At 33.9% G+C, this 15,218-nt stretch carries 11 protein-coding genes, 1 tRNA gene and 1 pseudogene; 5 read left to right on the top strand and 8 right to left on the bottom strand.

Annotation, left to right across the window (positions count from 1 at the left end):
• Positions 1-34: 34 nt before the first annotated feature.
• The 3 genes and pseudogenes from BN55_RS04755 to BN55_RS04745 all read right to left on the bottom strand — a co-directional run bounded on the left by BN55_RS04755 (position 35) and on the right by BN55_RS04745 (position 2,299).
• Positions 35-844 (bottom strand): annotated as a pseudogene (locus tag BN55_RS04755) (Cof-type HAD-IIB family hydrolase).
• Between the two features lie 139 nt (positions 845-983).
• Complete coding sequence (locus BN55_RS04750; RefSeq protein WP_008470739.1) at positions 984-1,616, bottom strand: phosphatase PAP2 family protein; 633 nt, start codon at positions 1,614-1,616, stop codon at positions 984-986.
• A gap of 68 nt (positions 1,617-1,684) precedes the next feature.
• Positions 1,685-2,299 (bottom strand): sugar O-acetyltransferase, encoded by a 615-nt coding sequence (locus BN55_RS04745; protein WP_008470738.1) that lies wholly within the window; start codon positions 2,297-2,299, stop codon positions 1,685-1,687.
• Between the two features lie 175 nt (positions 2,300-2,474).
• On the opposite strand from BN55_RS04745, the gene BN55_RS04740 reads away from it, so the two are divergent.
• Positions 2,475-2,870: a GTP pyrophosphokinase gene (locus BN55_RS04740; RefSeq protein WP_008470737.1), complete on the top strand. Its 396-nt coding sequence runs from the start codon at positions 2,475-2,477 to the stop codon at positions 2,868-2,870.
• A 174-nt stretch (positions 2,871-3,044) separates the two neighbouring features.
• Here BN55_RS04740 and BN55_RS04735 read toward each other — a convergent pair whose 3' ends face one another.
• On the bottom strand, positions 3,045-5,573 hold the full coding sequence (locus BN55_RS04735) for an ABC transporter permease (protein ID WP_040469295.1): 2,529 nt from the start codon (positions 5,571-5,573) through the stop codon (positions 3,045-3,047).
• Positions 5,574-5,582: 9 nt separating this feature from the next.
• Positions 5,583-6,284, bottom strand: a complete 702-nt coding sequence (locus BN55_RS04730; RefSeq protein ID WP_008470733.1) for an ABC transporter ATP-binding protein — start codon at positions 6,282-6,284, stop codon at positions 5,583-5,585.
• Positions 6,285-6,542: 258 nt separating this feature from the next.
• Between BN55_RS04730 and BN55_RS04725 the strand changes: the two genes are divergently transcribed.
• Positions 6,543-8,072 carry an L-lactate permease gene (locus BN55_RS04725; RefSeq protein WP_008470732.1) on the top strand — a complete coding sequence of 510 codons (1,530 nt, stop codon included), beginning with the start codon at positions 6,543-6,545 and terminating at the stop codon, positions 8,070-8,072.
• 285 nt (positions 8,073-8,357) lie between these two features.
• Here the strand turns inward: BN55_RS04725 and BN55_RS04720 are convergent.
• Positions 8,358-8,431: transfer RNA gene (locus BN55_RS04720), tRNA-Arg, on the bottom strand.
• An 80-nt stretch (positions 8,432-8,511) separates the two neighbouring features.
• On the bottom strand, positions 8,512-11,046 hold the full coding sequence (locus BN55_RS04715; RefSeq protein ID WP_008470731.1) for a M1 family metallopeptidase: 2,535 nt from the start codon (positions 11,044-11,046) through the stop codon (positions 8,512-8,514).
• Positions 11,047-11,237: 191 nt separating this feature from the next.
• On the opposite strand from BN55_RS04715, the gene BN55_RS10095 reads away from it, so the two are divergent.
• From BN55_RS10095 to BN55_RS04700, 3 genes are all read left to right on the top strand, one after another.
• A complete protein-coding gene (locus tag BN55_RS10095) occupies positions 11,238-11,543 on the top strand; it encodes a hypothetical protein (RefSeq protein WP_008470730.1) in 306 nt (101 codons plus the stop codon).
• A gap of 49 nt (positions 11,544-11,592) precedes the next feature.
• Positions 11,593-12,105, top strand: coding sequence for a hypothetical protein (locus BN55_RS04705; RefSeq protein ID WP_008470729.1), 513 nt, complete (start codon positions 11,593-11,595; stop codon positions 12,103-12,105).
• Positions 12,106-12,291: 186 nt separating this feature from the next.
• Positions 12,292-14,676, top strand: coding sequence for a Xaa-Pro dipeptidyl-peptidase (locus BN55_RS04700; protein WP_008470727.1), 2,385 nt, complete (start codon positions 12,292-12,294; stop codon positions 14,674-14,676).
• Between the two features lie 73 nt (positions 14,677-14,749).
• Here BN55_RS04700 and BN55_RS04695 read toward each other — a convergent pair whose 3' ends face one another.
• On the bottom strand, positions 14,750-15,163 hold the full coding sequence (locus BN55_RS04695; protein WP_008470725.1) for an OsmC family protein: 414 nt from the start codon (positions 15,161-15,163) through the stop codon (positions 14,750-14,752).
• Positions 15,164-15,218 lie beyond the last annotated feature (55 nt).

Raw genomic sequence — 15,218 nt, 5'->3', positions numbered from 1 at the left:
TTTGCCATAACTTTTAAGCATAAAGACAACATTATTAACTTAAAACATACTTTTCAAAGGCCTCTTTAATTCCGTCCTCGTCATTAGAAGCTGTAATAAAATCAGCATATTCCTTTGCTTCGTCAGATCCGTTGCCCATCACTACGCTAGTTCCAACGACTTTAAACATCGAAATATCATTTCTTTCATCTCCAATTGCCATCATTTCATTCGGTGAAATACCAATCTTTTGCCCTAATTCAACCAATCCATTTCCTTTATTAACTCTTGGATTTAATACTTCTAAAAAATGATCATCAGCACGAACAATATAAATTTCTTGCTCAAATTGTTTTCTTAATTTAACTTCAACTTCATTTAAAATTTCACTATCGCCCACAAAACACCCTTTAGAAATTTTAAAATTTTCTGGCATTTCACTAGGATCTCTAATTAGCATCCCTGCTGTATTTTCCCAAGCTTGCAATAATTCAAAGTAGTCTACATCTCGATCAGCTGTAATAATTCTAGAGTCTGAATCCACGATATTAAAAGGAACTTTTTGTTGTCTAGCAAATTCAGTTAACTTTTTATAATTTTTATTTGAAATTAAATCTTGCGTTAAAACTTTTCCTTGAGCATTGCGCGTGATTGCTCAACTCAACGTTACTACATATTGCTCAGTGCTAGTGATGCCCAATTCTTTCATATACGGTTCTAATCCCGCAAAAGGACGACCTGAACAAAGAACAATTTTTACTCCTTGCTCTAAAGCCTTTTTAACGACTTGTTTTGTAGAATCTAAAATTTTATTTTGAGAATTGAGCAAAGTTCCATCAGTATCTAAAGCCACTAGTTTAATCATATTAATTGTTTCCTTTCGACAAATTATTTATATTAATAATATCATGTAAGGGCTAACAATCAGTGTCAATTTATTAAATACTTAAGGTCGTTTTAGACAAGAAAAAAGTTCGCATCAGTAATGATACGAACTCTTCTTTTTATAAAATATCTACATTCCATAGCTTATGAGCTAGCTCTTTAAGACAGATCTGGGCAACCCCTACCCAAGTTAAAGCAAGTGCAACTGATGCACAAACATCTGTTGGATAGTGAGCTAAAACATAAACTCTTGAATACATTACAATTACTAGCCAAATAACTAAAACAACATCAATCCAAACGCGGTAAGTACGGTTCTTAACCAATTTAGGAATTAAAACCATCATTAACCAAATAACGATAATGCCCATCCCGAGCGTGTGTCCACTTGGAAAACTAAAACCATCATCAATTGCTAAATGACCTACCGGACGACTTCTTTGAATCAAATGTTTAACAATCCAGCCTACAGCATCAGCTGAAACAAGCGTTAAAACAATACTCGTGGCCAGAGGGCGCATCTTTTTAAACCATAGAATAACTGCAATTAACACCATCCAAATTAAATCAACTTTTGGAGCCGCTAAGAGCGTAATTTTAAGCATCAAATCTTTGAGATTTGGAATACTTCTTACCATATTCTGAAAGAAACTATCAAATGAGTGAATCCATCCTGCATTAAGCATAATAGAAATAGCAAAAATCAGAAAAATTGGTAAACCGACATAGACTGCGTTTTTATATCTTTTCATTTACCTTCTCGATCCCTATTTTGATGCCTTTTATTCTATCATCATCAAAATATTTTTTCCATATAGATTTAGTAAGGATAATTATCCAATCGATCATCTGCAGTTATTTTTCTTACTGCCTTGGCTGGTACTCCTAAAACTAAAGAATCATCTGGCATGTCTTTAGTTACTACTGCACCAGCTCCAATTACGCAGCCTGATCCAATTGTCACTCCTGCACAAACTGTAACATTGCTTGCTAGCCAGCAGTTGTCGCCAATCGTAATTGGTGCGCCATACTCAATATCTGCTATCTTACCATCGTCTTGCATGCGACTATTTCTTTGCTGGTAAGTCAAGGGATGTAGCGGCGTAGCCAAAGTAACATTAGGACCGCACATAACATTGTTACCAATATTTACCGGACAAGTGTCGAGCACGGTAAAATTGAAATTAGCATAAAAATTATCGCCTAAATGCGTAAAACGCCCATAATCAATCTGAATTGGTCCTTGTAAATAAACGCCTTGTCCATGATCCGGAAAAAGCTTATCGATAATCATCTTGCGCTCCAAATGATCATCGTCACAAGTCAAATTATAATCACGACATAAGCGATGAGCCCTACTTGAAAAACCACTTAATTCATCAGTATCTGGACGATAAGGACGACCTGCTAACATATTTTTAGTATTTTCTTCCATAATATGATCTCCTCAAGTTATTTAGAAATTCTACTTACAATTAGCTTAACAGTTATAATGGCAATAGCAACAAAATTAATGAATATAAAATATTACAAAGATCTCTTTTTTCGATTGAATTTAGATTTTTTCTATATAATACTTAAATAAAAGCTAAGTAATGAGGATGATTAATTTGAATATTTATGGAAAATATGAGCCAACCCTGCATCAAATTTTGGATGATTTTACTACTCAACTAGTTAACTTAAATAAGAGTTATCAAGAAAACTATCATGAAAATTTATTTGAACATTTAAATGGGCGCATTAAAACTCAAAAAAGCATGATTGAAAAATGCCAGAGAAAAAATTTGCCAGTTACTCCCTATTCAGCTTTACGCGAAAACCGTGACAGCATCTGTGTCAGAATAGTCTGCAACTTTATTGACGATATTTATACTTGCATTAATTTAATTGAGAAGATGTCTGATATTGAAATTGTGACTAAAAAAGACTACATCACAAATGCTAAACCAAATGACTATCGCTCTTACCACTTCATTATTTTCTTTCCTAACTTTATTTTTTGAAATATTATAAAGCAAGCAATTATCGGTACGCAAGACAAAAAAGATCCACGAACATAATTATCCGTGGATCTTTTTCAATTGATCTATATGAAGAAAATAAATTGTTACACTTCTCAAAGAGGAAGGACTCGATCAGTCAGCTATATAATAGTCTTTTTATCATCAAAAGTTAAATCAATCTACAGCTTGCAGTGCTTTTAACATATCAATATCTTTAATTTTGCGATAAACAAAATATGATAATACTAAAGTAATTACGATTGGAATTAATGCGGAAAGAAGATAATTCGTCCATAACATTCGTGGATCAAACATCATATTTAGCGGTGCTAAATTATCAATAATAAAGCTGTGCAGCCAATTTCCGATTAAAAAGCCAACTAGAATCCCGATAATCGACAAAATAATAGTTTCTCGATAAATATACATCGTCACTTCATTGTTGAAAAAGCCTAACACTTTCACCGTTGAAATTTCTCGCGTTCTTTCCTCTAGATTGGCGCTAGTTAAAGTAAAAATCACAATCACCGCTAATAATGCAGCAAGTGCAATTAATAAGAACATAACTTTATTCATGCTTTGAACCAAATTATCAATGATCTTTTTATTACTGGTATTTAAGTTAACGCTTTGAATAGCCTGCGTTTTTAAGAGCTTTCTTGCAACTTCCTTATTTTGATTTGATGCATTTGTTTTAATCAATTGGCTATTGAATCGTACTTTTTTGTGGAAATATTTATTATAAGTGGCCATATTCATTAAAATATAATGCCCCATATACATCTCGCAGATTTGACCAACTTTTAAAGAAATATTTTTACCATCATTTTGTTTTAAAGTAATGCGACCTCCCGGGTGTGCATTTAACAGTTTAGCTAATTTTTCAGAAATTACTACGGTATTATTTTTTAACTCTATCTTTTTCTGGGACTTTCTATTTTTTAAAACAAAATATTTATCAAATTGAGAACTATCTTGTGGCACAAGCAAGAAAATACTTTGTTCAGTATTGTCCATTCTTTTAGTTAATTGTTGCAGATAAATTGGTGTATGAGATTTAATTTGATTGGAAGATAAAACTTTTTCTAGCTTATCTTTTTCTGAACTCTTTAAGTTACTTTTTTGAATTGCAATAATATCATATTTTGTAATCTCGCCATATTGCTTGTGGCTAATTCCAACTAAAGAATCTTTAATACCAAATCCCATGATTAACAATCCCGTGCATCCCGCAACTCCCAAAATTGTCATCAGCATCTTTACTTTATAACGAAAAATATTTCTAATCGTAACTTTATAATTAAAGTTCAAACGATTCCAAAGTGGCTGAATTTTCTCTAACCAAATATGCGAGCCATTTTTTGGTGCTTTAGGTAAAAGCAACTCGCTAGGCTTTTGTCTTAAAACAAAGACTAACTGGATTAAAGCAGCAATTGTCGTACATAAGATTGCAATTAAAAATGTTAAAAACAGATAGTACCATGAAAAGCCAGCCTTAAAATTAGTTAAGGTTAAATTACTCGTATATGAATTAAAAATTATTTTTGGTAGCCATAAAAAGCCACCAATTGATCCAATTGCCACACCAATTATGCTTGCAATTAAACTATAGACAACAAATTTTAAACAGGCATCGAACTTTGTATAGCCGAGCGCACGTAAAACACCGATATTTTGTCTTTGGTCATCAATAAAACGCGTCATCGCAGTCAAGCTGACTAAAGCAGCCACTGCAAACAAGAAGACAGGAAAGATATTAGTAATTAACTCAATTTTTTCTGCATTTGAATAAAATGTAGCATAGCCACTATCTGCTTTTCGATCATTAATCACATAATTTACTGGACCTAATTGTTTAAACAGGCTCTTTTGTCTATCTAAATTTGGCTGAGCACTAACCACATTAATACCGTTCATTTTCGCTAAATCTAATTTTTGCTGATTTTGTGTAATTTGACTTTGAAGAGTACTATTTTTTTGAACAGCTCTTTTTTTCAAATTTTCTTCCAAAGACTTTTTCTTAGTATCAACAAAATCTTGATAAGTATCAGAAAATGAATCCATCTTCTTACTTTTTTCAAAACGAATTTTGGCTATTTGATAGTTTTTACTACGAAAAGCATTTTTTCTAACATAAGCAATTTCATCCAGTTGACCTGCTCCTATGTTAGTCTGACCGATATTTGTTTTGTCTGTGTAATCACTTGGTCTAACAAAACCAACAATTTTAAACTTGGAATTTTTAAGTAGTTGATAATTATTTAAAATAATCTTTTGTCCAATTTTATATTTATTTTTTTGTAAGTTGCTCAAAACGATCTCATTATTTCTCTTAGGCAAATGACCAGAAAGTAATTCAGGCTTAGAAATAGACTGCGACAGGCTAAATATTCTAATAACATTTTTATGATTTTTTATAGTGGTATCTTGCAAATAACTGTATTCTACTTGAGCATGCCTAGCCTGCTGATTAATCTTGGCAACATCGCCAGCATCTAAGCCGTAATTGGTTAAAACATTCATATCAGCCAAATTGGTTTGGTTATAAAAATTTTGCGCGCTTGTTCGCATATCAGGTCCAGCCATTTTAAGGCCAATAAATGCAAATGCACTAACCATCATCAGTAGCATAATGCCTATAAATCGTCCAAGAGAACCGCCTAGCGACTGAAAAGCATCTTTAAATAAAATCTTTTTATACATCATCCCCACCTACCATTCGATTCTCGCAATATCTGCTGGTTGGGAATTAATTTTTATCTCCTTGACCTTGCCATCTTGTAATCTGATAACTTTATCGCCAATCGGAGCAAGAGCTGCGTTATGGGTCACTATAATCACAGTTTTATTCTTTTTTCTGCTCTGATCTTGCAAAAGTTGCAAAACTTTTTTACCTGTTTTATAGTCCAACGCTCCTGTTGGCTCATCACATAATAGCAACGCAGGATTTTTTACCAAAGCACGAGCAATTGCAACTCTTTGCTGCTCACCACCTGATAATTGGCTAGGAAAATTATTTATTCTATTTTTTAAGCCGACATCATTTAAGACATTTTGGGCATTAAGTGGATTTTTTACTAATTCGGCTGCTAATTCTACGTTTTCTTTAGCTGTCAGATTTGGAATTAAATTATAAAATTGAAAGACAAAGCCAATTTTGCTTCGACGGTAATTAGTTAGTGCCTTTTGATTAAAATTTGCGATATCTTGTGCATCAATGATTGCTTGGCCGTTTGTAGGAGACTCCATTCCACCCAAGATGTTAAGCAAAGTAGATTTTCCTGCACCAGATGAGCCAAGGATAATAACTATTTCACCCTTATTTATTTCAAATGAAATATCTCGGTTTGCCTTAACTGTAGTAGATCCTGTGATAAATTCCTTTGAGATATTTTTTAATTCTACGAATGCCATAATTTTACCGCCTTTTTGCAATTGTAGGCCTTTTCTTTTAGTATGACATAAAATTATGAATTTTATTGTAATTCTCTATTACTTAAGGGTATTTTCCATGCTATAAAAAAGTTTGTGAAGGAAATTTCAGTTTGGCAGACTGGTATAACAGCATTTTATTATTTCTTTTCACTAGCTTTTTAGTTCTATTTACATATATAATTAAATTGAAGGATAAAGCTATGAAATAATCTGTATTTAAAGAATGAGGTACAAATTATGTCCATATTAACTTTTATCTTAGCTTTAACTCCCATTATTTGGTTAATTTTGGCCCTAGTTTTTCTTAAAATAAAAGCACCATTAGCCTGTAGTATTGGATTACTTCTCACAATAATTTTGGCCATTTATGGTTTTAAATTACCTTTTCTGGATACAATTACAGGAACCCTGGATGGAATTGCACTCGGTCTCTGGCCGATTATCTATGTAATTGTTGCTGCTTTATTTACATACAATGTAACTAATAAATCAGGTGGTATTAGAGTCATTCAAGATGTTTTATCTTCAATAACTACAGATAAACGCATTTTAGTATTAATTATTGCTTGGGGATTTGGCGGTTTCTTAGAAGCTATTGCTGGCTTTGGAACTGCTGTTGCAATTCCAGCAGGAATCTTAATAGCCTTTGGTTTTGAACCCATTAAAGCAGCTATTATTTGTTTAATCGCTAATACAACACCTACTGCATTCGGCGCTGTAGGCTTACCAGTCATTACTTTAGCTAACGTAACGCAGCTGCCACAAAAATCTCTTTCTTATACTGTTACTTTGCAACTTCTTTTTTTAGTGATCATAGTTCCCTATATCTTGGTTATTCTAACTGGAAATGGTTTTAAATCACTCAAAGGTGTCGGATTTATCACATTTATGGCAGGTCTTTCTTTTGCTCTTCCTCAAATTTTTATCGCAAAGTTTATTGGGGCAGAACTTCCAGCAATTTTAGGCTCATTGATTTGTATCGGAACGACCATTTTATTAACTAAGTGGAAAAACAAAAAGAAAATGGAGTCTGTTAGTAGCCATTCAAAGCACTCGCCAACTGAATTTTTTAAAGCTTGTTCTCCATTTATCTTAGTATTTGTTTTCGTTTTATTAGCCTCTTCACTATTTCCAACAATAAATCATTTTCTGAATTCATTTACAACCTCAATTAAAATTTATACTGGAAAAAATGCATTACCGTTTAAAATTAATTGGCTTTCTAGTCCTGGTACTCTTATCTTAATTGCAACTTTAATTGGAGGCAAAATACAAGGCTTTAATTTTAAGCAACTCTTTGCAATATTAATAACAACTATTAAAGGATTATGGAAAACAGTAATTACAGTTTGTTCCATTGTGGCTTTGGCTAAAGTCATGGGATATGCAGGAATGACGCATACTTTAGCAATTAGCCTTGTCAAAATTATGGGACCATTTTATCCTCTTGTCGCTCCTTTAATAGGTGCACTAGGAACATTTATTACAGGTTCAGATACATCAGCTAATGTTTTATTCGGTAATTTACAACTCTCTGCTGCAAAATCTCTCGGAGCAGATACAAAATGGATAGTAAGTTCAAACATGGTTGGAGCTACTGCAGGAAAAATGATTTCTCCACAAAGTATTGCAGTTGCATCAGCTGCCATTAATAAAGAAGGCAGTGAAAGTATTATCCTAAAACAAGCGCTTAAATGGTTTGGTTTTTACCTAGTAATTATTTGCGTCTATCTTTATGTCAGTGGTCTTTTATTACAGAAATTTTAGTCATAATAAGATTTGAAAAAAGTAGCAGTAAAATGCTACTTTTTATTTATATTATCCTTTACCAAATCTTAATAATTGTAAGCGGCTTTCATAGTGCTTTTTGCTAAATTTTGTAAAAGTAGCAAAAAGTGTGCATCAAAGTGTGCATCACGAAAAGCCTTTTTAAGCTTTTCTAGCTTCTCTATAACTTTTTTATGCAAAAAGAAAAACAGCCATAAAGGCTGTTATATCAAGGAAGTTAGTAATTTCTCAAGCTTCTATTTTTGGTGATAAAAGCTTACTGAATGATTCGGGTGAGATTCGAACCCACGACCCACGGTTTAGAAGACCGTTGCTCTATCCAGCTGAGCTACCGAACCAGAACAGATAATATTATACGTAATATTACCTGTTTTTGTCAAACAATTTTTAAAATATATTTGTTAAATCACTTATTTTCTTACTTCACAGCTTCAGCAATTGCCTTATTAACAGCACTGCCTTCTTTTTCAACCAAGTTAACCTTAGTTTCGATAACACGTGTATCCATCTTGATTTCACGAGTTAAGCCTGGAGTATTTAATTTTGGCTCAAAGAAGTCTTTAAATTGTTCTAAGCGCTCCTTAGTATGGAAGACATTTGCAGTTACAGTAACAAATGTAGCAAATTCCATATCGCCACCTACTGTATCTTCAAGCCATTGCCACTCAAGTCTGATCCAGTTCCAAGCTTGTTCTTGACCATAGTTATTAGCAAGAACACCACGATACCATGCGCGTAAATCCTGTGGTTTTACTACTTGAGAATCTTCAAACTTATCAACAATATCATCAATTAAGTCTGGTTGTTTGGTGAAGGTAATCGCACCGCATAAATCTTGCTTGTAGCTTGGATCATTGGTTGAAACGTAATCATGAAGCAATTGGTCATGCAAAGTCATTGAGCCAAAGTTTCTTACCTCATTATCTAAGACACTAGCACGAATATCTGCAGAAAGTTTTTCTAGGTTATCTTTATTCTCAGTGAAAATAGTGTGTAATTTATTAATAGTTTCCTGATTTTCACCATAAAGAGATGCGCCAATTACGACTGGACGAAGCAAATTATCATCATTTGATTCATTCTTCTTTGGCATATAGCCTAAACGTCTTACTTGATTTTCTGAAAGCAAGTTGTAAAGCTTACGTAAGTTCTTTTCTTCTTGTGAACCTGGCTCAACAAAGTTACGTAAGCTTGCTGTAATACGATACAAAGCATTAGCTACAATTGGTGAAGTTGAATCTGCAAATTTAGGAAGAAGTGGCACAATTTCAGCGTAAGACATTTGTCCGCCTTCCGCCAACAATCTAAAGTCTTGCAATAATTGCAACTTATCAACTGCATCTAAATCATCAATATTAGTTAAAATATCATCTAATAATTGTCTGTCGTATTTAACAATGAAGTCAGAATTATTGCCAACATTTAATCTGAATGGCTTACCATTATTTGCACGTAAATCTGCATAATTCCCTAATTCTACTTCTTCGTCTTTCATAATTTGAGGAGCTGCTGCATAATTTGCATTCAAAGGAATTTGCCACTTACGACCAACTTCTTTACCTTCACCGATAAAGAATTGCTTTTGACTTAAGACTAACTTACCGTCTTCCACTTTCGCATTAACTACAGGATAACCTGGTTGTTCTAACCAAGAATGCATAATGGCACCAATATCTAAACCACTTGCTTGGCCAAGCGCCTTCCATAAATCATCCCCAGTTGCATTGCCATATTTATGAGCAGCAAAGTAGTTCTTCAAACCTTCACGAAGCGCCTTATCACCGAGCAATGCACGTACCATAACTAACATTCTTGAGCCTTTTGCATAAACAATAGCTGAGTCAAACAAGGCATCAATTTCAGCAGGATCATTTACCATAACGTGAACTGATTGAACACCATCAGTAGCATCTCTTTGAAGAGCAGCAGGAACTTCCGAAGTTTGGAACATTTCCCAAATCTTCCAATTTGGCTCCAAAGCGTCAATAGCTACATATTCCATCATATTAGCAAAACTTTCGTTAAGCCATAAGTTATCCCACCACTTCATAGTTACCAAATCACCGAACCATTGGTGAGCTAATTCATGAGCAATGACAGTTGCAACTAATTGCTTCATATCGAGTGAAGTATTATCTGGGTCAAGCAATAAGTATGCTTCACGATAAGTTACACAGCCCCAGTTTTCCATAGCACCTGCTGAAAAGTCAGGAAGAGCAACTTGGTATGAATGCTCTAATGGATATGGTGTTTCATAGAAATCTTCATAAAATTCAATTGAGCGCTTAGCAATATCTAAGGCAAAATCCAATTCCTTGGGTTTATGTGCTTTAGTAGCAAAGACGCCAATTTCAACGCCAGACTTGGTCTTGGTCAATTTCTTTTGCATATCACCAAAGACAAAGGCAACTAAATAGCTAGACATTCTAACAGTTTCTTTGAAATAATGAACTCCATCTTCAACCTTTTCTTCTGGTTGGTTAGAAATAATGGTTTCACCTGGTTGTTCATCAAACTTAATTGCTAATGAGAAAGTTGCTTTTGCTTCTGGTTCATCCACACATGGGAATGCTTGACGAGCAAAGGTAGTTTCAAATTGAGTACCAACTAATTGCTTTTTAATGCCATCAACTTCGTAATATGATGGATAAATTCCCATCATTGAATCAGTCAACTTACCTGCAAAGTCAACCTCAATCTTCATCTTGCCAACTTTTTCAGCTTTAATATTAATTACTTCTTCTTTATCGTTAAAATCAAAATCAACATCTTGACCATCAACTTTAACGGCAGTAATATTTAAGAATTTTTGATTAAATTTAACCAATTCCTCTTGAGCTTCACCGTTAGCAGTAACTTTTCCTGAGAAAGTTTTGCTTTGACGGCTAATATCTAAATAAACATCATAATGTTCTGGGTGGAAAGTTTCGTAAAAACGTTTAACTTCTGTCATAAATAAACCTCCATTTTTTATTTCTTAATTATTTATTATAAGAAATAAAAAACTTACTTACCAGTTTTGAATTAAAAATATTTTAGTTATATTCATCAAAATCTAAAAAACTTCTTTAAATCTTAATTTGTAATTTTTATTCATATTTAGTTAAATCATAAATAACGCGTTTTATTTATTGGGTGATTTTTATGATAAAGAAAGTTAAAATAATTATCTTTGCTTGTATGCTATTACTCGGCATCGGTATTACTACAACTAATACTCATTTCTCTCACCCCGCTTTTGCTTCAATGGGATCAACTGCTGGTGGCCACAGTACTGGTGGTTCTTCAGGTGGCGGTGGTCCTAGCTACACTTCATCTGACAGCAGTGATAGCAGCAATTCTTCTATTGGTGGTATATTAGGCGGCTGCGTGATTTTAGTACTCATCTTTTTCGTTCTTACATTATTGTTGCTCTTTCTGATTTCATGCTTAAAATTCTGGCGACAATAATTATAAACTTTTCTATCCTAATCAAAGATTAGATAAGTACCAGCGCCTATTGCGTCGCCTTAATATCAAATTAATTAAACCTGATCCAAAAGAAGATTTCACGGCCTATAAAGAAGCCTACATTCAAGCGCAGTTCCTATATAGTCAGTTATTGCGAGAAAAATATGTTAACTCTAATTATCAAGTTAAAAGTCTAAAGCAGTATCTTGATCGAAACTATTATAAGGCAATGGTCAAAGAAATTGAACTTAAGAGAAATTCTGGAACAGTTGACGAAACAGTCGTTGATTCTGTGATTTTTGAAGAAGTAGCACATCTTGATAAAAGCTTGCTCCTTGCTAAATTAACTGTGTTAGGCAAAGATAAAGAAATTCAATTTAATCAAGATTTTGATACAAGTTTTAGTAGAAATAAATGGACTGATTATGTCATCTTTGGTCTAGAAGATAATCGAAATCCCAAAATTATTAACTTAGTTTACGGCGAACACTTTCACCTTAATGGTAAAGATTTTGACGATTATCAATCTGGGAATGAATATACTGAGAAAAAGATTGACTAGAATCAAATTTCAACATTTATAAAATTATTTATTTAATACAAATCTTAAAAAGATTCTTAGACAAATTTTTCCATATATTTCTAAAGGTTTTAAAATAAATTAAACTCTTGGGTTTCTAATCCTTCTTTTATATTCGCAAAACTAGTAAAATCAAACTGTAAGAATTAAAAAGGAGTGAATTTTTCTATGAAATACAATCAATATGCCTATCAAGAAACTTCTTATAGCGATCAAATTAAGGAATTAGAGGAAATTAACTTTTTACCAGATAACTGGCAAGACAGTTCAATTAGCGATTTATTTGAAACATTAGTCGAAAATGCAATTGTAGAAGCTAAAACATATGGTGCAAAAAAAGCAAAATTGGCTGAATTTGCAGTGAATTCGCAAACCAGCTTAACTGACTTTTTGGCTACAAATCCAACTAAAGTGCCAAATAAAGCTTTCTATAATGTTGCATTACAGCTTTTAGGCTATCATGTTGGATACGACTATGACTTAGACGATCCATTTAAGCGCATGGAGCAAAATGCTTTGCCTTATTTTGAAAAAGAAGATTTTGACAAAGACGATATTATAAAGGCATTTTATCGTTTACTTAATACTCGTGCCAAAAATGGTCAAACTTTTATTGATGTAATGGCTGGCAAAGGCTATTTCACCCAATTTTATGGCAATGATAAATTTATGTACTTCAACGGTAAATCTTTGCCAACTTTTGATATGACTAAAGTTATTCGTGAAGTCGTTTATGTCGAATCTGATCTTGATACCGATAACGACGGAAAACCTGATTTACTACAAGTTACTGTCTTTAGACCATTTCAATCTAATAATTTCCAATTCCCTGCTTTATATACAGCAGATCCTTATTTTGGCGGAATTATCGCAAATGAAGCACGTAATCACAATGTTGACGTTAACTTGCAAGATTCTGTAAAATCCAGCTATCCTGAATATCAAGCGATGCCAACTGCTAAAGCAGCCAAACCTTCTAGCGAAGACCAAGCTTCAACTGAAGAAGCTGTTCACAAAGCAGCTTATACTTTAAATGAATACTTGCTCGCTCGCGGATTTGCCAATGTATATTCTGGAGCAATTGGAACTCGCGGAAGTGACGGATTAAGAATTACTGGTGCTCCTGAAGAAACTGAAAGTGCTAAAGAAGTTATTGAATGGCTTCATGGGGACCGTATTGCTTATACCGACCGTACTCGCCAGCATGAAACTAAAGCTTCATGGTGCAACGGCAACATTGGTATGACAGGACGCTCATATTTAGGAACTTTACAGATTGCCATTGCTACTACTGGCGTAGCTGGGTTAAAGACTGTAGTTTCTGAAGCTGCAATTTCTTCTTGGTACGATTATTATCGCGAACACGGCCTGGTTGTAGCTCCTGAAGCATGTCAAGGTGAAGATTTAGACATGCTTGCTGAGACTTGTCAATCTAATTTATGGGACGCTGGCAGCTATTTAAAGATCAAGCCAGAATTTGATGCTATGCAAAAGCGGCTGCTAACCAAAGCGGATCGCGAAACTGGCCAATATTCAGACTTCTGGGACGCCCGCAACTACCGTCACCACTTAGACAATGTTAAATGTTCCTGGATTAGCGTTCATGGACTTAACGACTGGAATGTTAAGCCTAAAAATGTCTACAAATTATGGCAAAAGATTTCTAAGTTGCCTATTAAGAGTCACCTATTCTTACACCAAGGTCCGCACTACAACATGAATAATTTACTTTCAATTGATTTTACAGACCTGATGAATATGTGGTTCTGTCATGAATTATTAGATCTTGATAACAACGCTTATGATCAATGGGCAAATGTCATGATTCAAGATAACTTAGAAGCTGACATCTGGCATGAAGAACCAACTTGGAGTAACGCACTGGGCAGCCAAGTAACCTACTTTCCACAAAAAGATGGCGACTTACTCAAAGATGGCGGTGAAAACAAGAATAAAGTTTCATTTACTGATGTCGGAGGAAAAGTTTTCAAAGAAGCTAAAATTTCAGAAGCTCAATGGGAATATGAATTTATTTGCGGTAAAGAAAAGTGGCAAGATCAACAACTTAGATTTATCAGCGATGAATTTATTCACCCAGTAACTATCGTTGGTCGTCCTGAAATTCAATTACGCGTTAGTTCTTCTCTAGCTAAAGGTCAAATTTCTGTAGCATTAGTAGAATTAGCTGATCGCAAGCGATTAACTCCGACGCCTAAGTTTTACCGCGATGAAATTCAAGAACTAGGCTACCGTTTTGGTACACAATTTATGCAAGAATTTGTTCCAGATAAATTGACTCACGCAAAATTAATTACTAAAGCGCATATGAACATTCAAAACTATGCAGATATGAAGCATGCAAAAGAAATTACTCCTGATACTTTTTATGATCTTAAATTTAAGTTGCAACCTACATTTTACAGAATGCCAATCAATTCTCGCTTAGGTTTGATAATTTATTCCACTGATCAAGCTATGACTAAACGTCCCCTTGAATCAGAAACTTACACCATTGATTTAGAACACACTCAACTGCATTACAGTCAAATGTAAAATTTAATTACACAAAAGCCACTGAGTTTAAATATAGTAACTCAGTGGCTTTTTGTATGTACTTGCTAAGAAATTAGACAATCTTTACTTCCATTTCAACATTCTTAGCTAAAGTTTGATATACAGTAGAAACTTGCAATACATGGTCCAGGAACTTTTGTTGTTCATCGCCTGTCATATCGCTATCAAATGAAATACGAATTCTCATTGCGTTAACATCGCTCTTACCATGGCCTAAATCACGCGTAAAGGCTCTAGTTTCAATTTTAAAATTAGAGACGTCTAAACTATTATGATTTACGATCATAGCTTCAGAAATGGCGATACAAGAGTTTACAGCTCCAGCTAAATATTCTACTGGATTTGGACCTGCATCTTGTCCACCTCGGCCATCTGATTCACCAGCGAAAAATTCATGATCACGGGTTACATTTTGTACAGCCCAAGGTTCACCAGTATATTCAGATTTTACTAAATATTCACTCATCAAAATCACCTTTCTTCTAAATCGCTTACACCTATAATTAAACATAAATTAGCCA

Origin of the sequence: Lactobacillus hominis DSM 23910 = CRBIP 24.179, assembly GCF_000296835.1 — a bacterium.
Lineage (GTDB): Bacteria > Bacillota > Bacilli > Lactobacillales > Lactobacillaceae > Lactobacillus > Lactobacillus hominis.
Note: the sequence above shows the minus strand (reverse complement) of the source record. Positions and strands in the feature narration are given on the sequence as shown.